Origin of the sequence: Pseudoxanthomonas sp. SL93, from assembly GCF_026625825.1 — a bacterium.
In the GTDB taxonomy this organism is placed as follows: domain Bacteria; phylum Pseudomonadota; class Gammaproteobacteria; order Xanthomonadales; family Xanthomonadaceae; genus Pseudoxanthomonas_A.
This window is the reverse complement of the sequence record NZ_CP113065.1, coordinates 228,330-246,569: the sequence shown is the minus strand read 5'-3', so window position 1 is coordinate 246,569 and position 18,240 is coordinate 228,330. Positions and strand designations below refer to the sequence as shown.

Here is an 18,240-nt window from a genome sequence, read left to right as displayed (position 1 = left end):
CGTCCGTCAGCGCGTTAGAGTCGAACGCCCATCGCTGCCGAAGTGATACGGATTCTCGCGGATGGAACTTCAACAGATCCTCTTCCTGTCCATCCTGGCGATCACGCTGGTGCTGTTCATCAGTGAAAGATTGCGCATCGACCTGGTGGCTTTGCTTGCCCTGCTTGCGCTGACGCTGACGGGCATCCTGGAACCCAGGGACGCGTTGTCGGGCTTCGCCAGCGAGCCGGCGATCATCGTGGCGGCGGTTTTCGTGCTTTCGGCGGGCCTGTCGGCCACCGGCATCACCGATCGCATTGGTGCCGGCATCGGCCGGGCGGCAGGGGGTAGCGAGTGGCGCACCATCGCCGTCGTCATGCCCGCCACCGCGGCGCTGGCTGCGTTCTCGCACCACGTGATGGTCACCGCGATGATGCTGCCCATCCTGATGCGGATCGCGCGCGAACAGAAGCTGGCGGCTTCACGCCTGCTGATGCCGATGTCGCTGGCGGCTTCGCTCGGCACGACGCTGACCTTGTTCAGCGCACCAGCGTTCCTCCTGTCCAACGATCTGATCAAGCGTGCCGGCCTCCCTGCACTGGACATCTTCGCCGTCACCCCGATCGGCGCCGCGCTGGTGGTGCTTGGCACGGCTTACATGTTGCTGAGCCGCTGGCTGTTGCCCAGGCGCGAGGGCGAAACGCCACAGGGCGACTACCTGAAACTTGACCGCTACTACACCGAACTGCTGGTGCAGGAAGCGTCGCCCTGGGTAGGCAAGACCCGCGGCGAATTCGCGGAGGCGTTCGACGGCAGGCTGCAGGTGGTGGACTGGTTGCGCCATGGCATGCGCCGCCGCAACCAGCGCCCGGACAGCAGGCTGGCCGAGGGCGACGTGCTGCTGGTGCGCGCTTCACCCGACGAGATCGCCTCCATCCGCAACGAGCCTGGCCTGGCCTTGCATGCCGTGGCCAAGTACGGCGAGAAGCCCGGCGAAGACCCGAAGACCGAGGCACTGGGCGAGGAGCAACTGGTACAGGCCGTGGTGGCGCCGCATTCGGAATTCGTCGGCCGCAGCGTGGCCGACATCGATTTCCTGCGCAATCTGAGCGTCGTGGTGGTTGGCCTGTGGCGCCGGGAAGGCTGGTTGCACGGCGAACTGTCGGAGATGGTGCTGCAAGAAGGCGACCTGCTGGTGTTGTGGGGCCAGCAGCAGAACTTCGAACCGTTGGCGACGCACCATGGCTTCCTGATGCTGATGCCGTTCGGCGGCCATGAGAAACCGCGCCGCCGCGCGCCGGTGGCCCTGCTGATCATGGCGGCCGCGGTAACGGCCGCCGCTACCGAGCTGCTGCCACCGCATGTCGCTTTCCTCGCAGGCGCGGTGGCGATGGTCCTGACACGCTGCGTGGACATCGAACGCGCATATCAGGAGATCGACGTGCGCATCTTCGTGATGATCGCCGGCGTCATCCCGATGGGCATCGCCATGGAGAAGACGGGCACGGCAGCGCTGGTGGCCGACCTGCTGCTCAACCACGCAGCCCATTGGTCGCCCCTTGCCCTGCTGCTGGTGATGTTCGGCACCGCCGCCCTGCTGACGCAGATCCTGTCCGACGCGGCCACCACGGTGCTGCTGGCGCCCATCGCACTGGCGCTGGCCAGCAGCCTGGGCCTGGACCCGGTGCCGTTCGTGGTCTGCACGGCAATGGGCGCGGTGGCCTCGTTCCTGACGCCGATCGGCCACCATGGCAACCTGCTTATCCTCAACCCGGGCCGATACACCTTCGGCGACTTCCTGCGGGTAGGCATTCCGCTGACCCTCGCCATCGCGTTCACCACGGCCTGGCTGGCCCGCTGGCTGTGGCTGGATGGTCCACTGCTGCCGGGAAGCAACGGCTGACACGGGGCGACGGGTAGAATGGCCGGGTCAATCACGATCCACAGACTGCCTTCCGCAATGACCGAAACGATCCGCCCCACCTTCCACGGCTTCGAGCAGATCCCGCTGCGCGAGTACGCCGAGCGCGCCTACCTCGACTACTCCATGTACGTGGTGCTGGACCGCGCCCTGCCCTTCATCGGTGACGGGCTGAAGCCGGTACAGCGGCGCATCATCTATTCGATGAGCGAGCTGGGGCTCAATGCCGGCGCAAAGCCCAAGAAGTCCGCCCGCACCGTCGGCGACGTCATCGGCAAGTACCACCCGCATGGCGACAGCGCGTGCTACGAGGCGCTGGTGCTGATGGCGCAGCCGTTCTCGTACCGCTATCCGCTGATCGAAGGCCAGGGCAACTTCGGCTCGACCGACGACCCGAAGTCGTTCGCGGCCATGCGTTACACCGAATCCAAGCTGACCCCGATCGCGGAGGTGCTGCTGGGCGAACTGGGCCAGGGCACGGTGGACTGGACGCCCAACTTCGACGGCACGCTGGAAGAACCCACCTGGTTGCCGGCACGCCTGCCGCACCTGCTGCTCAATGGCACCACCGGCATCGCCGTGGGCATGGCCACCGACGTGCCGCCGCACAACCTCAACGAGATCGTCAGCGCGTGCATCCGCCTGATCGACGATCCGGATGCGACGGTGGCCGACCTGTGCGAGCACGTGCGCGGCCCGGACTATCCCAGCCATGCCGAGATCATCACCGCGCCCGCCGACCTGCGCACCATGTACGAAACCGGCAACGGCAGCGTCCGCGCGCGCGCCACCTGGCGCAAGGACAACGGCAACCTGGTGATCGACGCCCTGCCCTACCAGGTGTCGCCGTCGAAGGTGATCGAGCAGATCGCCGCGCAGATGCGCGCGAAGAAGCTGCCGTGGCTGGAAGACATCCGCGACGAATCCGACCACGCCAACCCGGTGCGCGTGGTGCTGATCCCGCGCTCCAACCGCGTGGATGCCGAACAGTTGATGGGCCACCTGTTCGCCACCACCGACCTGGAGAAGAGCTACCGGGTCAACCTGAACATCATCGGCCTGGATGGCCGTCCGCAGGTCAAGAACCTGAAGACGCTGCTGACCGAGTGGCTGGCGTTCCGCAGCGACACGGTCACCCGTCGCCTGAAGCATCGCCTCGAAAAGGTCGAGCGCCGCCTGCACCTGCTGGAGGGCCTGCTGGTCGCCTTCCTCAACCTGGACGAAGTGATCCGCATCATCCGCACCGAGGACGAGCCCAAGGCCGCGCTGATCGCACGCTTCGCCCTGAGCGAGGAACAGGCGGACTACATCCTGGAAACCCGGCTCAAGCAGCTGGCGCGGCTGGAGGAGATGAAGATCCGCGGCGAGCAGGATGAACTGGCCGCCGAGCGCGAAAAGCTGATCGCCACGCTGGATTCCAAGGCCAAGCTGAAGAAACTGATCAAGGACGAGCTGACCGCCGACGCGAAGAAGTTCGGCGACGCGCGCATGTCGCCGCTGGTGCAGCGCGATGCGGCGCAGGCACTGGACGAGACCGAACTGGTCGCCAGCGAGCCGATGACGGTGGTGCTGTCGGAGAAGGGCTGGATCCGCGCGGCCAAGGGCCACGACGTGGATGCGGCCACGCTGTCGTACCGGGACGGCGACAGCCTGCTCGGCGCGGTCCGCTCGCGCAGCACGCAGCAGGTGGCGTTCCTCGACTCCGAGGGGCGCAGCTACTCGACCGCCGTGCACACCCTGCCCTCCGCGCGCGGGAACGGCGAGCCCTTGACGGGCCGCTTCTCGCCGGCACCGGGCGCCTCGTTCCAGACGCTGGCCACCGGCGACAACGATGCGCGCTTCGTGCTGGCGTCGTCGCACGGGTACGGCTTCGTGACCCGCTTCGAGAACCTCACCGGCCGCCAGAAGGCCGGCAAGGCGATGCTCAACCTGACCGCGGGCGCGAAAGTGCTGCAGCCCGCACCGGTGGCGAACACCGAAGCCGACCGCATCGTCGCGGTGACCAGTGCTGGCCACCTGCTGGCGTTCCCGATCAGCGACCTGCCGGAACTGGACAAGGGCAAAGGCAACAAGATCATCGAGATCCCGAAGGCCAAGCTGGGCACCGAACGCGTGGTCGCCATTGCCGCCGTCTCCCCGGGCAGCACCCTGCTGGTGAAGAGCGGGCAGCGCACGATGAGCCTGTCGTTCAAGGACCTGGACGAGTATGTCGGCGCGCGTGCGAGCCGGGGCGGGTTGTTGCCGCGGGGGTGGCAGAAAGTCGATGGACTGGAAGTCCAATAGTTCAGCGCACGGGCGCGCTGCGGCGCGTCCGCCATCTTCTTCGCCCTTGTTCCAGGGGGCGCGGCAGAAGGTCGATGGGACTCGTGATCCAGTAGGTATATGTAACCGATGACCGCGACCGAACCGATGATGATTGACTGCGGCCCGCATGGAAAACGGGTTTCAGCCGTGGTCTGCAGGCACCTGGTTCAACGGGATCCTGCTCCGTGCGGTTTTGTCGAGAACAACGGCGACCCCCATGATCTCCAAGCGTGGTGCCACCGCTGCGAGGAGACGTTCCAGCTTGAAGGCGGGATGACAGACGCCTTCAAACAGTACAATGGCATGGCCATCGTTTGCGTCGTCTGCTACGACGAGTCGACGGCTCGCCATACAATCCCCGTGACCGAGTGACCGCCAGGGTCATCGCGCTCGGACACTGAGAGCGAAGAGATCGCGACGAGGAGCATGAAGATGGACGCCGACTTCTGGCTGCAGCGCTGGCAGGAAGGCCAGATCGGCTTCCACCGCGACGACGTGATGCCGCTGCTGGAAAAGCACTGGTCGTCACTGCAGCTGTCCGCAGGCAGCCGCGTGCTGGTGCCGCTGTGCGGCAAGTCGCTGGACATGCACTGGCTGGCCGCGCAGGGCCATCGCGTACTCGGGGTGGAGCTGTCGCCGCTGGCGGTGACACAGTTCTTCGAGGAAGCCGGGCTGGAGCCCGTACGCACTACGACCCGCTACGGCGAGCATTTCAGCGCGGGGCCGGTGGAGATCATCCTGGGCGACGCCTTTGCGCTCGACCCGGCCCTGCTCGCCGACGTGGCCGGCGTGTACGACCGCGCCGCCCTCATCGCACTGCCGCCGGACCTGCGCCTGCGCTATCGCGATACGGTCTACGCATCGCTGCCTGCCGGCTGCCAGGGGCTGTTGATCACGCTCGAGTACGCGCAGGCCGAGAAGGCGGGTCCGCCGTTTTCGGTGGCGCAGCAGGAAGTCGAGACACTGTTCGCCGCTCCGTGGCGGCACACCTTGCTGGAGCGGCGCGACATCCTGGACCAGGAGCCGCGCTTCCGCGAAGAAGGCCTGAGCGCGCTGGAAACGGCGGTCTATCGCCTGCGCCGGGCCTGACGTCGCTGCTTATTCGCCGACGCCCTTCTCGTCCAGCTTGGAGGTCAGGTACAGCTGGATGCCCAGGCGCTTGATCAGGCCCAGCTGCTGCTCAAGCCAGTGCGCGTGGTCTTCCTCGGTATCCTGCAGCTGCGCCAGCAGCATGTCACGGGTGACGTAGTCGCCGTGCTGCTCGCACAGGGCCATGCCCTTCGCGAGGGCGGCGCGGACTTCGTATTCGACTTCCAGGTCGCGCTGGAGCATTTCCTCCACGGTCTTGCCCGGCACGAACGGCGTCGGCTGCATGTCCGGGTCGCCCTCCAGGAACAGGATGCGGCGCAGCAATGCATCGGCATGCTGGGTCTCTTCCTGCATCTCGTGGTCGAGCCGCGTGTACAGCGCCTTCAGTCCCTGGTCCTCGTAACGGCGGGAATGGATGAAGTACTGGTCGCGCGCGGCCAGTTCGCCACGCAGCAGTTGCTTCAGGTAGTCGACGACGTCGGGATGACCTTTCATGGGGGAGCTCCGCTGATCAGGCGCGCATGATGACCCATCGCGCCACGCGATGACCGAATCGGAATCACTCGCGTTCGTCATCGCACCGGGGCGACGACGGTCATGGCTTCCGTGGAATAATCGGCCGCCCCCGACTTCCCGACCACAAGGACTCCGCAATGCTCAGGTGGACCCGGCGCATCGCGCTGCTGCTGTTGGCCCTCATCGTCGTGGCAGTGCTGGTGGCGTGGTGGCTGGTGCGGGGCAGCCTGCCCCGGCTGGAGGGCGAAGTGGCCCTGACGGGCCTGACGGCACCCGTGTCGATCGAGCGCGACGCACTGGGCGTGGTGACGATCGACGCCGCCAGCGAAGCGGATGCGCTGCGGGCGCTGGGATACGTCCACGCGCAGGAGCGCTACTTCGAAATGGACCTGATGCGCCGTACGTCCGCGGGTGAACTGGCGGAGCTGTTCGGCCCCATCGCGGTCAACCTGGACAAGGAGCGGCGCGTGCATCGGATCCGCGCGCGCGTGGGCAAGGACCTGGAGGCTTTCGCCGGCGATCGCCTGCCGCAACTGCAAGCCTATGCCGACGGCGTCAACGCCGGGCTGGGCGCCCTGCGCTCGCGTCCCTGGCCGTACCTGCTGCTGCGGCAGACGCCGCGGCGCTGGGAGGCCCTGGATTCGGCATTGACCGGGTATGCGATGTACTTCGACCTGCAGGATTCGCAGAACGTGCGCGAACTGGGGCTGTGGAAGATCGGCCAGCACGTGCCGTCCTCCTTGCACCAACTGCTCATGCATGACGGTACCGAGTGGGATGCCCCGCTGTTCGGGGAAGCGCGCGGCAATGCCGTGCTGCCGACGGCGGAGCAGGTGGATCTCCGCAAGCTGCCCATGCCCGACGCCGCCACGCATCGGCGCCTGGCCGACAAGGGCACGCCCGGCAGCAACAACTGGGCGGTCGCCGGCGCCCTGACAACGGATGGCCGCGCCATCGTCGCCGACGACATGCACCTGGGCCTGCGCGCGCCCAACATCTGGTTCCGCGCACGCCTGCGCTATCCGGATGTCCGCGCGCCGGGTGGCAGGGTGGATGTTTCCGGCTTCACCCTGCCCGGCCTGCCGGCCGTCATCGTGGGCAGCAACGGCCATGTCGCGTGGGGCTTCACCAACAGCTATGCGGATACCGCGGACTGGTATCCGGTGCGGCCCTGCGGCAAGGGCGCGCCACCGGCGGCCGGCTGCGATGCGGTCGTGCGCCATCAGGAGAGCATCAAGGTGGCCGGACAGGACGCCGTCGGTTTCGAGGTAACGGAGAGCCGCTACGGACCCGTGATGCATGAAGCCGGCGCGAGCCGGCCCGCGCTTGCCCTGCGCTGGGTGGCTCACCAGCCGGGTGCCTTGAACTTCGGCCTGTCCGATTTCGCACGCGCAGGAGATCTTTCCGCCGCGCTCGCCGTGGCGCAGCGCACCGCGACACCCGCGCAGAACCTGATCATCGCCGACCACAACGGACGCATCGCGTGGCGCATCCTGGGGCCGCTGGCGTCGCGCGCGGGTGCCTGCCCGTCACCGCTGCAGGACACGGCAGCGGCCGTGGACGCCGCCGCGGCGGCGCCGATCGCCTGCCTGCCATGGGATACGTCCACCCAGCTGGCACCCGTGCTCACCGCGCCCACCCAGCACCGTCTGTGGACCGCGAATGCACGCGTGCTGGACGGCGCGGCGCTGGCGCGCGCAGGGGACGGCGGCTACGCGCTGGGCGCGCGCGCGAAGCAGATCCGCGACGGATTGTTCGCCAGGGAGACCTTCACCGAAAAGGATCTGCTGGCCATCCAGCTGGACGACCGCGCGTTGTTCCTGCAGCGCTGGTGGGACCTGTTGCAGGACGAAGCGAAGCGGCGACCAGCGGGCTCCCCGATGAAGGCACTCGCCGAGGCCGGCAAGACCTGGGAAGGACGCGCCAGCGCCGACTCCGTCAGCTACCGCATCGTGCGTGCGTGGCGCCTTGCCGTGCATGCGCGCATCGCCGATGGTCTGACGGCGCCCGCGCAGGCGGCGCTGGGCGATGACTTCATCATGCCCGACCTGCCGCAACTGGAAGGCATCGTGTGGCCGTTGCTGGAACAGCGCCCCATGCACCTGCTGTCGCGCCGCTTCGACAGCTGGGAAGCCCTGATGGAAGATGCCGCCAGTGAAGTCCGCGACGACCTGTCGGAAACGGGTCCGCTGGCACAACGCAGTTGGGGCGAACGCAACAGCGCGAAGATCTGCCACCCGCTCGCCAATGCCCTGCCCGGCGCCATCAAGTCTTCGCTCTGCATGCCGGCCGAGCCCCTCGACGGAGATGGCGCCATGCCGCGCGTGCAAGGCCCTGCGTTCGGTGCGTCCGAACGCATGGTGGTGTCGCCGGGGCACGAAGCCGACGGCATCATCCACATGCCGGGCGGCCAGAGTGGCCACCCGATGTCGCCGTTCTGGGGCGCCGGCCATGACGACTGGGTGCACGGCCGCCCGACGCCCTTCCTGCCGGGCACCGCGGCATACACGCTCACGCTGCGACCGAAGGTCAACTGATGCGGCTGGCCACCCGCGCTCAGGCCAGATAGCGATCCGGTACCGGCAGGCCCTGCTGCCGGAAGAAGCTGAGCTGCTCGAAGTAGCCGCGCTGGAAGACGATGCGGTCATTCCGGACATGGAAGAATCCGCAGCCGCGCAATCCCAGCGGATCGCGCCACTCCAGCACGGCCCACTCGCCGTCCTGCAGGATCTGCTCCACCTCGCAGACCATCGTGGCGCGCGCGAATTCGGTGCGGAACAGCGACGTGATCGCCGCGCGGCCATGCAACGGATCGGTCACCACCTGGTGGTTGACCGCATCTTCCGCATAGAGCGTGGCCAGTCCCTCCACATCGGCCGCGTTGAAACGGCGGACCCATTCGCGGACGACCTCGGACGGCGTCATGTCGGCGAGGCCTGCAGGGCCGACTCGTGCACGCCCGCGACGGCGCGACCGGAAGGATCGGCGGCGTTCGCGAAGCTGGCATCCCATGCGATGGCCGCCGGCGACGAACACGCGATGGACTTGCCGCCAGGCACCGTCTCCGCCGCGGCCGGTGTCGGGAAGAACTGTTCGAACAGGCTGCGGTAGTAGTAGGCCTCCTTGGTCAGCGGCGGATTGACCGGGAAGCGCCTGGCGGCAGCGGCCAGCTCGCGATCGCTCACCTGTGCTTCGGCATGCGCTTTCAGCCCGTCGATCCAGCCATAGCCCACGCCATCGCTGAACTGCTCCTTCTGGCGCCACAGGATGGAATCGGGCAGATAACCTTCGAACGCGGCGCGCAGGATGCCTTTTTCCATGCGTTCCGGCCCGGTGCTGCGCTTTTCCACCATCTTGTAGCGTGCGTCCATCCGCATCGCCACGTCCATGAACTCGCGGTCCAGGAACGGCACGCGCGGCTCCACGCCCCACGCCATCATCGACTTGTTGGCGCGCAGGCAGTCGTAGTTGTGGAGCGCATCCAGCTTGCGCACCAGTTCCTCATGGAATTCGCGCGCGTTGGGTGCCTTGTGGAAGTACAGGTAGCCGCCGAAGATCTCGTCCGACCCTTCACCGGACAGGACCATCTTCACGCCCATCGCCTTGATGCGGCGCGCCAGCAGGTACATCGGCGTGGAGGCGCGGATGGTGGTGACGTCGTAGGTTTCGATGTGCCGGATGACCTCCGGCAATGCGTCCAGTCCTTCCTCGAAGGTGTATTCGAACCCGTGGTGCACGGTATCCAGCGCCTGCGCGGCAACCGCCGCCGCCGCGAGATCGGGCGAACCCTTCAGTCCGATCGCGAACGAATGCAGGCGCGGCCACCAGGCTTCGGACTTGTCGTCCTCCTCGATGCGATGGCGCGCATAGCGCGCGGCCACCGCGGTGACCAGCGACGAATCCAACCCGCCCGACAGCAGCACGCCATACGGCACGTCGGTCATCAGCTGCCGGTGCACGGCCCGCTCGAAGGCCTCGCGCAGCTCCTGCCGGTCCACTTCCACGTCGGCGACCGCGTCGTAGTCGCGCCAGGGACGCTGGTAGTACTTCACCAGCTCGCCGCTGGCACTGTCGTAATAGTGGCCCGGCGGGAACTGCGCCACGTCGGCACAGCTGTCGACCAGCGATTTCATTTCCGACGCCACGCGCAGGCGGCCCTCACGGTCATGGCCCCAGTACAGCGGGCAGACGCCCATCGTGTCGCGCGCGACCAGCACCCTGCCCTTGGCCTTGTCCCATAGTGCGAACGCGAAGATGCCGTTGAGGCGGTTGAGGAACGACGCCGGTGTGTCCTCGCGGTACAGGGCATTGATGACTTCGCAGTCCGAGCCGGTCTGGAACGCATAGGGCTGGGCCAGCGCCTTCTTCAGTTCGCGGTGGTTGTAGATTTCGCCATTGACGGCCAGCGCCAAGCCTCCGTCCTCGGACAGCAGGGGCTGCGAACCGCCCGCCGGATCGACGATGGCGAGCCGTTCGTGCACCAGGATCGCACCGTCGTCGAGATAGACCCCGCTCCAGTCGGGACCGCGATGGCGCTGGCGCTGGGAGAGTTCCAGCGCCTGTCGTCGCAGCGCCGCGTGATCGTCGCCGGGTTGCAGGCCGAAGATGCCGAAGATGGAACACATGGGAAAACTCCTGGGTGGGGTTCGAAGGGGTCGCCAGAAACGGAAAAACCCGCATCTTGCGATGCGGGTTTCTGGTATCCGGCAGGTCTTTCGTTGCCTAGTCGCAGAGCCGCATCGCCCGCGCACGATTGTTCGCGCGCAGGTTGTTGCGGTTGTTATTGGTGGCGGTGCGGCAGGGCATGGGGCGAACGTAACCGGTCGCGCCGCCGCTTGGCAACTGTTTCATCCGAAAGCGAAACACGCCGCCCCGGTATCTCAGCCAGCCCGGTCCGCGAGCATCAGCCGCTCCACCAGCGCCTGGTAGAGGCCGGGGAGCGCCTCCAGGTCGGCAAGGGCGACGTGCTCGTCCACCTTGTGGATGCTGGCGTTGACCGGCCCCACCTCGATGCACTCCGCCCCCAGTGGGGCGATGAAACGCGCGTCGGAGGTGCCGCCGGCCGTGCTTTCTTCCGGTGGCGCGCCGGCGAATTCGGCCAGCACCGCACGCGCCGTCGCGCGCAGGTGGCCTTCCGGCGTGTAGAACGGCTCGCCGCCGCGGTGCCAGTGGACGCGATAGTCCACGCCATGCCGGCGCAGGAGGCCTTCGATTTCCTGCTCCAGCTTCTCCGCGGTCCAGCTGGGGTTGAAGCGCAGGTTGAACACCACCTGCAGCTCACCGGGGATGACGTTGCTGGCGCCCGTGCCGGAATGGATGTTGGAGATCTGCAGGCTGGTCGGCGGGAACGTCTCGTAACCCTCGTCCCATTGCCGCGCGGCCAACTCCGCCAGCGCCGGCAAGGCCTTGTGGATGGGATTCAGCGCCTTGTGCGGATAGGCCACATGGCCCTGCACGCCCCGCACGCTGAGCGTGCCGGTCAGGGTGCCGCGGCGCCCCACGCGCAGCAGGTCGCCCAGCGTCTCCTTGGAGGACGGCTCGCCGGTGATGCACCAGTCGATCTTCTGCCCGCGTTCGCGGAACAGCGCGGCCACTTTCTTCACGCCGTCATGCGCATCGCCTTCCTCGTCCGACGTGACCAGCAACGCCACGGTACCCGGATGGTCCGGATGCGCATCGACAAACCGCTCCAGTGCGATGGTGCACGCGGCCACGCTGCATTTCATGTCGGCGGTCCCACGCCCGTACAGCACGCCGTCGCGCACGGTGGGAATGAACGGATCGCTGGTCCATGCATCAAGCGGGCCGGGCGGCACCACGTCGGTGTGTCCCAGCAGCACCAGCACCGGCGAACCCGTGCCATGCGCCGCCCACAGGTTGTCGGTGTCGCCGAAGCGCAGCGATTCGCAGTGGAACCCGGCCTGGGTCAGCCGCGTCGCCAGCACCTGCTGGCATCCGGCGTCATCCGGCGTCACCGAATGGCGGCGGATCAGCTCACTGGACAGTTCGACCACATCGCTCACGCGCCGACTCCGAAGATCTTCTTGAAGCCATTGTCGCTGAAGCCCTGTGAAAAGCCGCCTTCACCCGTCACCACCACCGGACGACGGATCAGTTGCGGGTACTCCTTCAGCAGCAACTTCCACTCCGCCTCCGAGCCGGGCGCCTTGCGGTTCTCCGGCAACTGCCGCCAGGTCGTCGACGACTTGTTGATCAGGGCATCCCATCCACCCGCTTTCTCTGCCCAGTCCTTCAGCGTTTCAGGTGACTGGCGGTTGTCGCGGTAGTCGACGAAGGTGTAAGCCACGCCGAAGCGGTCCAGCCACTTGGTCGCCTTCCTGCAGGTGTCGCAGTTCTTCAGGCCGTAGATCGTGGTCATCGCGCGCTCAGTCCGCCAGCCCGCGCAGCAGTTCGTTGACGCTGGTCTTGCTGCGCGTCTTCTCGTCGACCTGCTTGACGATCACCGCGCAGTACAGCGAGTGCGAACCGTCCGCGGCCGGCAGCGAGCCGGAGACCACCACGCTGCCCGGCGGCACGTAGCCGTAGGTGATTTCCTTGGTCGCACGGTTGTAGATGCGCGTGGACTGGCCGATGAACACGCCCATGCCGATCACGCTGTGATGACCCACCACCACGCCTTCCACCACTTCCGAACGCGCGCCGATGAAGCAATGGTCTTCGATGATCGTCGGGCTGGCCTGCAGCGGCTCCAGCACGCCGCCGATGCCGGCACCGCCGGACAGGTGGCAATGCTTGCCGATCTGCGCGCATGAGCCGACCGTGGCCCACGTATCGACCATCGTGCCCTCGCCCACGTACGCGCCGATGTTGACGAAGCTGGGCATCAGCACGACATCCTTGCCGAAGTACGTGCCACGGCGGGCGATGGCGCCCGGCACCACGCGCACGCCCAGCTTGCGGAAATCGTTCTCGTCGAAGGCGCCGAAGCGCGCCTCCACCTTGTCCCAGAACGGCGCGGGATAGGCTTCCACCAGTTCCATCTCGTTGACGCGGAAATACAGCAGCACGGCCTTCTTCAGCCATTCGTTGACCTTCCAGCCCCCCTTGCCGTCCGGTTCGGCCACGCGCAGCTTGCCGCTTTCCAGGCCATCGATGGCCAGTTCCACGGCGGTGCGGGTGGAGCCCTCGATCTCGGCCGGTGTCAGCTCGGCGCGGCGCTCGAACGCGCTCTCGATGGTGGACTTCAGTTCGTCGGTCTTGGTCGTCTTGCGGGTCATCAACAATCCTGTGCGGCATTCATGGTGGGGTATCGAAGCTGGCGCGCAGCGCATCGCGCAGCGCCTGCCGGGGTTCTTCGCCGGCGAGTGGCTGGTCGTTCTCGTCGGTGATCTGGAAAATATCCTCGGCGCGTTCGCCGAACGTGGCAATGCGCGCGTCGTGCACGCGCAGGCGTTGCCGCCGCAGCACCTGCGCGACGTCCGAGAGCAGGCCCGGGCGGTCAGGCGCGACCAGGCTCAACACCGTCCGGCGCCCATCGGGCGTGGTGCCGAATTCGATGCGCGGCGGGAAACGGAAATGCCGCAGCTGCCGCGGCACCGCACGACGCGACGTGCGTACCGCGTCCAGCGGCCCGGACAGGGCCTCGGCCAGTCGCTGCTCGACGTCCGCCGGCGCACGCGGCGCATAGGCGTCCGCGGGAAGCACCTCGAAGGTATCGAAGATGGTGCCGTGCGGGCCAACCAGCACGCGCGCCTGGTGGATGGCGAATCCCATGCGGTCCAGCGTGGCGAGGATGGCGGCGAACAGGCCATCGCGATCCGGCGAATGCACGAACACTTCCATCGCGTCGGCATCATCGGCGAAGTGGCGCGCGCGCACGCGGGTCTCGCCCGCGGCCGCGCCCTGGATGGCCAACGCCTGCCAGGCGAGCTGTTCGGGCCGGAAACGCAGCAGGCTTTCCTCCGGCATGGCGGCGAACAGTGCATCGGCCCGTTCGGGCCCCACGCCCTGGATGCCAAGCAATGCACGCACGGCACCGCGGGCTTCGGCCAGACGCTCGTTGACGGCCACCGGATTTTCCAGGCCTTCGCGCAGCACGCGACGCGCGGCGAAATAAAGGTCGGCCAGCAGCCGGTCCTTCCACGCATTCCAGAGCTTGGGGCTGGTGCCGGCGATGTCCGCACAGGTCAGCAGGTACAGATAGTCCAGTCGCTCACGGTCCTTCACCAGGGCGGCAAACGCGTGGATGACGTCGGGATCGGCGATGTCCTGCTTCTGCGCGGTCACCGACATGCGCAGGTGCTGTTCCACCAGCCAGGCCACCAGTTCGGTATCCGACTCGCTCAGCTGGTGGGCGGCGCAGAATTCGCGTGCGTCCACTGCGCCGAGTTCGGAATGGTCCCCGCCACGCCCCTTGGCGATGTCGTGGAACAGGCCCGCCAGCAGCAGCAGCTCCGGCTTGCGCAGGCGCGGCCAGACTTCGTGCGCGATGGAGAAACGCTCGTCCGCCCGGCCCGCGGCGAAGGCCGCGATGTTCCGCAGCACCATCAGCGTGTGCTGGTCCACCGTGTAGACGTGGAAGAGGTCGAACTGCATGCGGCCGGAAACGCGGGCGAATGCCGGGATCCACTGCCCCAGTACGCCCAGCCGCGCCATCCGCGTCAGTGTTTCCACCGCGCGCGGCGCGCGCAGCAGCCGCATGAACGCCTCGCGCTGCGCCGTGTCCGCCACCTCGTAGGACGGCAGGCGCGGCAGCGCTTCGGCCAGCGCGCGTGCGGTGCGCGAATGCAGGCCGCGCAACTGCGGGTGCGCGGCCCACGTCGCGAACAGCGCGAATACCTGGGCGGCATCGCCTTGCGGCCAACCCGTGTCGCGCGCGGACAGATAGCCGCGACGCGACGCGAACTGTGCATCCAGCGGCTCGGCCAGCGCTTCGCCGTCGAACTGTTCCTCGAAACGCTGCAGCAGGCGGTCGCTGATGCGGCGCACGATGGCGGCGCTGCGGTAGAACCCCTGCATCATCTTCTCGACCGCCAGGCTCTCGGCGTCGTCGACGAAGCCGAGCTGCTGGGCGAGCGTCTTCTGGTAGTCGAAACGCAGGCGCTCTTCCGGCCGTCCGGCAACGCGGTGCAGCCCGTAGCGAAGGCGACCCAGCGCACGGCGTTCGCGCGCCAGCGCGGCGGCTTCGTCCTGGCCCAGGTGGCCCAGGCCGACCAGCGGCTCCAGGTCGCGCACCCCGAACGTGCGCAGCGCCATCCAGCCCAGCGTGTGCAGGTCGCGCAGGCCGCCGGGGCCATCCTTGATGTTGGGTTCCAGGTTGTCGGAGGTATCACCGAAACGCGCATGGCGGATGCGCAGTTCCTCGCGCTTGGCGACGAAGAAATCCCGCGGTGGCCAGACAAGCGCGGCGGACACCGCATCGATCAGGCGCGCATCGTCGACCGGCTCGCCCTCCAGCATGCGCGCCTCGATCAGCGCCGTCAGCACGGTCTGGTCGGCTGCGGCCGCGCTGGTGCATTCGACCGCCGACCGCACGGCGTGGCTGATGGGCAGCCCGGCATCCCACAGCAGCGCGAAGAAGCGCGCGACCGCGTCATGGTGCTGTTGCTGCGTCTCGGTGCTGGCCAGCACCAGCAGGTCGACATCGGAATGCGGGAACAGCTCGCCCCGGCCATAGCCCCCCACGGCGAACAGCGCCATCGGCAGGTCCGCGCCGATGCAGCGCGCCCAAGCTTCCTTCAGCAGGTGGTCGACCGCGCGTGCGCGCAGCGCGAGCACGCGGTCCATGCCGTCGTTCTGGTCGAAACGCTTGTCCAGGCGCGCGTCGGTGTGCGAAAGCGAGGTGCGTGCCGCCGCCGACCAGGCGGCATCGTCGGCGGCGTCGGGACCGATGTCCGGCAGCCGCGGCGCAAGTCCGTTCGCGGCTACGGGACTATTCACAGGTCGTTGTCGTCACCCGGTACGCGGGTGAGGATTTCGACGCCGGTGTCGGTGACCGCCACCGTGTGCTCCCACTGCGCGGACAGCTTGCGGTCCTTGGTGACCACGGTCCAGCCGTCCGGCAGCACCTTGGAGTGGCGGGTGCCTTCGTTGATCATCGGTTCGATGGTGAAGGTCATGCCGGGCTTGAGCACGACGCCCTCGCCGGGCCGTCCGTAATGCAGCACCTGCGGCTCGTCGTGGTAGATCTGCCCGATGCCGTGGCCGCAGTACTCGCGGACCACGCTGAAGCGTTCGCCTTCCGCGTACTGCTGGATCGCATGGCCCACGTCGCCGAGCGTCGCGCCGGGCTTGACCGCGCGGATGCCGCGGAACATGGCCTCGCGGGTGGTCTCCACCAGTCGCTTGGCCATCACCGACGGCGTGCCGACGAAGTACATGCGGCTGGTGTCGCCATGCCAGCCGTCCTTGATGACGGTGACGTCGATATTGAGGATGTCGCCCTCCTTCAGCAGCTTGCCCTCGCTGGGCATGCCGTGACAGATCACGTTGTTGACGGAGGTGCAGACCGTGGACGGGAACGGAATGCGTCCGTGCCCGCCGCCGTAGCCGATGTTGGCCGGAATGGCCTTCTGCACGTTGACGATGTGGTCGTGGCAGATGCGGTCGAGTTCGGCAGTGGTGACGCCGGGCTTCACGTGCGCGGCGACGACCTGCAGCACTTCGGCGGCCAGACGGCCGGCCACACGCATCTTCTCGAGGTCTTCGGGGGTTTTGAGCTGGATTGCCATGTCCGGATTATCGCTTATTTGCCGCAGAGGCTGAACGGGCACAGCGCGGCAAGGGTGCGCGTGGCGCGCGCAGGACACCCCGCGGAAACTCGGCCGCCGAGAAACCGCCCTGGGTCCGGCACAGGACTTGCATCGGTCGCCGCCTTCAAAAACGAGCCCCGGAAATAATGTGACTGAAGTCACACAACGACGTTTTCGGTCTCTTGAAAGTGACGAAAAGTTGTAAACGCGTGAAGTAATTTGCTCAATATATTGCCAACTCCTTCACAAAAGCGGGCAAAAGTCACCGCCGGTCGGTCGAAGGGGCGTCCGTCAGAAAGTTGGCACGCATTCTGCTGCACCCGTTTCGCCCGGCAGCCGCCGGTCCACCTGAATGGCGCACCTGCGTCGAAGCCGAGAGAATCATGAACCTGTTCAAGACCACCCTGATCGCTACCGCCCTGGTTGCCGCCGGCATGTCGGCCTCGGCCAACGCCGCCACCGACACCGCCCAGTTCCAGGTCCAGATCGTCATCACCGAGTCCTGCGACATCCAGGCCGTGTCGGCCAGCAACATCGACTTCGCCACCCAGGCCCGCAGCACCGGCGCACCGGTCGACGCCCAGGGCACGCTGCAGGTCAACTGCACCAACGGCACGCCGTACACCATCGGCCTGAATGCCGGCGCCAACTCCACGTCCGCCACCGCCAGCGCCAACAACCGCCGCATGGCGAACGGCACCAATTTCGTGCCCTACGGCCTGTACCGCGATTCCGGACGTACCCTGTTCTGGGGCAACGTGATCGGCACGGACACCGTCGCCGGCACCGGCAACGCCACCAACCAGTCCATCCCGGTTTTCGGCCGCGTGCCGTCCACCAATGCACCGGCCGGCACGTACGTCGACACGGTCATCGCCACCGTCACCTACTGATCCACCATGCACGTTGGCCTGTCTTCCCTGCGGACGCGCTGGCAGGGATTGGGGGCCGCCACCCTGGCGGCCCTGCTGTGCCTGCCCATGCTGCCGGCGCTTGCCGGCAGCCTGCAGGTCACGCCGATCTCGCTGGAGTTCGCGCCTGAAGAGCAGGCCCAGGGGCTGTGGCTGAGCAACAGCGGCACGCAGCCGATCCGTGCACAGGTCCGTGTCCAGCAATGGACGCAGGCCGACGGCACGGAGGCCCTGGCCGCGACGGATGCGCTCGTCGCCAGCCCGCCCATCCTCGAAATCGCCGCCGGCCAGCGTCAGCTGGTACGCATCGTCAGGCGCGAGATCTCGCCGATGGCGCAGGAAGTCTCCTATCGACTGCTGGTCGACGAACTGCCTGTGGAAGAGGCGCCGGACGCGCCGGGCCTGCAGTTCCTGCTGCGCTATTCGGTGCCGGTGTTCGCCCTGCCGACCGGTGCCACGCCGACGCTGGCGCAGACCGGTACGCGCCCTCCCACCGACCTGTCTGCCCTGAGCGGGTCCTGGCAGGCGCAGGGCGAATCGGCGCAACTGACCCTGCGCAATGCCGGACGCCAGCGCATCCGCATCAGCCAGTTGACCCATGTCGCCCCCGATGGCCAACGCACACCGGTGGTACCGGGACTGCTGGGCTATGTGCTGGCGGGCCAGCAGATGCAGTGGACCGTGTCCCTGCCCGTGCCCGCCCGCACCGGCGGTACCTTCCAGGCCAAATTCAATGACGACCAGGAAGAGCGGCCGCTGCCGTTGCCCGGCACTGGCCGTTAGCGTGTGCGCCGTGCTGGCCGGGACG

General features: G+C 67.3%; 15 protein-coding genes. 7 read left to right on the top strand and 8 right to left on the bottom strand.

Annotation, left to right across the window (positions count from 1 at the left end; genetic code table 11):
* The first annotated feature begins 61 nt into the window (after positions 1–61).
* The 4 genes from OVA13_RS01125 (at position 62) to OVA13_RS01110 (ending at position 5,293) form a co-directional block, all read left to right on the top strand.
* On the top strand, positions 62–1,882 hold the full coding sequence (locus tag OVA13_RS01125) for an SLC13 family permease (RefSeq protein WP_267792010.1): 1,821 nt from the start codon (positions 62–64) through the stop codon (positions 1,880–1,882).
* 57 nt (positions 1,883–1,939) lie between these two features.
* A complete protein-coding gene (parC, locus tag OVA13_RS01120; protein WP_267792009.1) occupies positions 1,940–4,183 on the top strand; it encodes a DNA topoisomerase IV subunit A in 2,244 nt (747 codons plus the stop codon).
* A 108-nt stretch (positions 4,184–4,291) separates the two neighbouring features.
* The gene (locus OVA13_RS01115) at positions 4,292–4,576 is read left to right on the top strand and encodes a hypothetical protein (protein ID WP_267792008.1); all 285 of its coding nucleotides are present in this window, start codon (positions 4,292–4,294) and stop codon (positions 4,574–4,576) included.
* 60 nt (positions 4,577–4,636) lie between these two features.
* Positions 4,637–5,293, top strand: coding sequence for a thiopurine S-methyltransferase (locus tag OVA13_RS01110; RefSeq protein WP_267793592.1), 657 nt, complete (start codon positions 4,637–4,639; stop codon positions 5,291–5,293).
* Positions 5,294–5,302: 9 nt separating this feature from the next.
* On the opposite strand, the gene bfr is transcribed toward OVA13_RS01110, so the two are convergent.
* A complete protein-coding gene (gene bfr / locus OVA13_RS01105; RefSeq protein WP_267792007.1) occupies positions 5,303–5,788 on the bottom strand; it encodes a bacterioferritin in 486 nt (161 codons plus the stop codon).
* A gap of 158 nt (positions 5,789–5,946) precedes the next feature.
* On the opposite strand from bfr, the gene OVA13_RS01100 reads away from it, so the two are divergent.
* A complete protein-coding gene (locus OVA13_RS01100) occupies positions 5,947–8,346 on the top strand; it encodes a penicillin acylase family protein (protein ID WP_267792006.1) in 2,400 nt (799 codons plus the stop codon).
* 19 nt (positions 8,347–8,365) lie between these two features.
* Here the strand turns inward: OVA13_RS01100 and OVA13_RS01095 are convergent, their stop codons facing one another.
* From OVA13_RS01095 to map, 7 genes are all read right to left on the bottom strand, one after another.
* On the bottom strand, positions 8,366–8,734 hold the full coding sequence (locus tag OVA13_RS01095) for a nuclear transport factor 2 family protein (protein WP_267792005.1): 369 nt from the start codon (positions 8,732–8,734) through the stop codon (positions 8,366–8,368).
* Entirely contained in the window at positions 8,731–10,434 is a 1,704-nt protein-coding gene (gene asnB / locus OVA13_RS01090; protein ID WP_267792004.1) for an asparagine synthase B, read from the bottom strand. Before asnB ends, OVA13_RS01095 begins: the two co-directional genes overlap by 4 nt.
* A 255-nt stretch (positions 10,435–10,689) precedes the next feature.
* Complete coding sequence (gene dapE, locus OVA13_RS01085; RefSeq protein ID WP_267792003.1) at positions 10,690–11,832, bottom strand: succinyl-diaminopimelate desuccinylase; 1,143 nt, start codon at positions 11,830–11,832, stop codon at positions 10,690–10,692.
* Positions 11,829–12,188, bottom strand: a complete 360-nt coding sequence (locus tag OVA13_RS01080) for an arsenate reductase (RefSeq protein ID WP_267792002.1) — start codon at positions 12,186–12,188, stop codon at positions 11,829–11,831. Before OVA13_RS01080 ends, dapE begins: the two co-directional genes overlap by 4 nt.
* Before the next feature lie 7 nt (positions 12,189–12,195).
* A complete protein-coding gene (gene dapD / locus OVA13_RS01075) occupies positions 12,196–13,170 on the bottom strand; it encodes a 2,3,4,5-tetrahydropyridine-2,6-dicarboxylate N-succinyltransferase (protein ID WP_267793591.1) in 975 nt (324 codons plus the stop codon).
* Complete coding sequence (gene glnD, locus OVA13_RS01070) at positions 13,067–15,670, bottom strand: [protein-PII] uridylyltransferase (protein ID WP_267793590.1); 2,604 nt, start codon at positions 15,668–15,670, stop codon at positions 13,067–13,069. Before glnD ends, dapD begins: the two co-directional genes overlap by 104 nt.
* Before the next feature lie 35 nt (positions 15,671–15,705).
* Positions 15,706–16,500, bottom strand: coding sequence for a type I methionyl aminopeptidase (gene map / locus OVA13_RS01065; protein ID WP_267792001.1), 795 nt, complete (start codon positions 16,498–16,500; stop codon positions 15,706–15,708).
* A gap of 404 nt (positions 16,501–16,904) precedes the next feature.
* Here map and OVA13_RS01060 point away from each other — a divergent pair, with 404 nt between their 5' ends.
* Entirely contained in the window at positions 16,905–17,414 is a 510-nt protein-coding gene (locus OVA13_RS01060; protein WP_267792000.1) for a Csu type fimbrial protein, read from the top strand.
* Between the two features lie 6 nt (positions 17,415–17,420).
* Positions 17,421–18,215 (top strand): fimbrial biogenesis chaperone, encoded by a 795-nt coding sequence (locus OVA13_RS01055; protein ID WP_267791999.1) that lies wholly within the window; start codon positions 17,421–17,423, stop codon positions 18,213–18,215.
* Positions 18,216–18,240 lie beyond the last annotated feature (25 nt).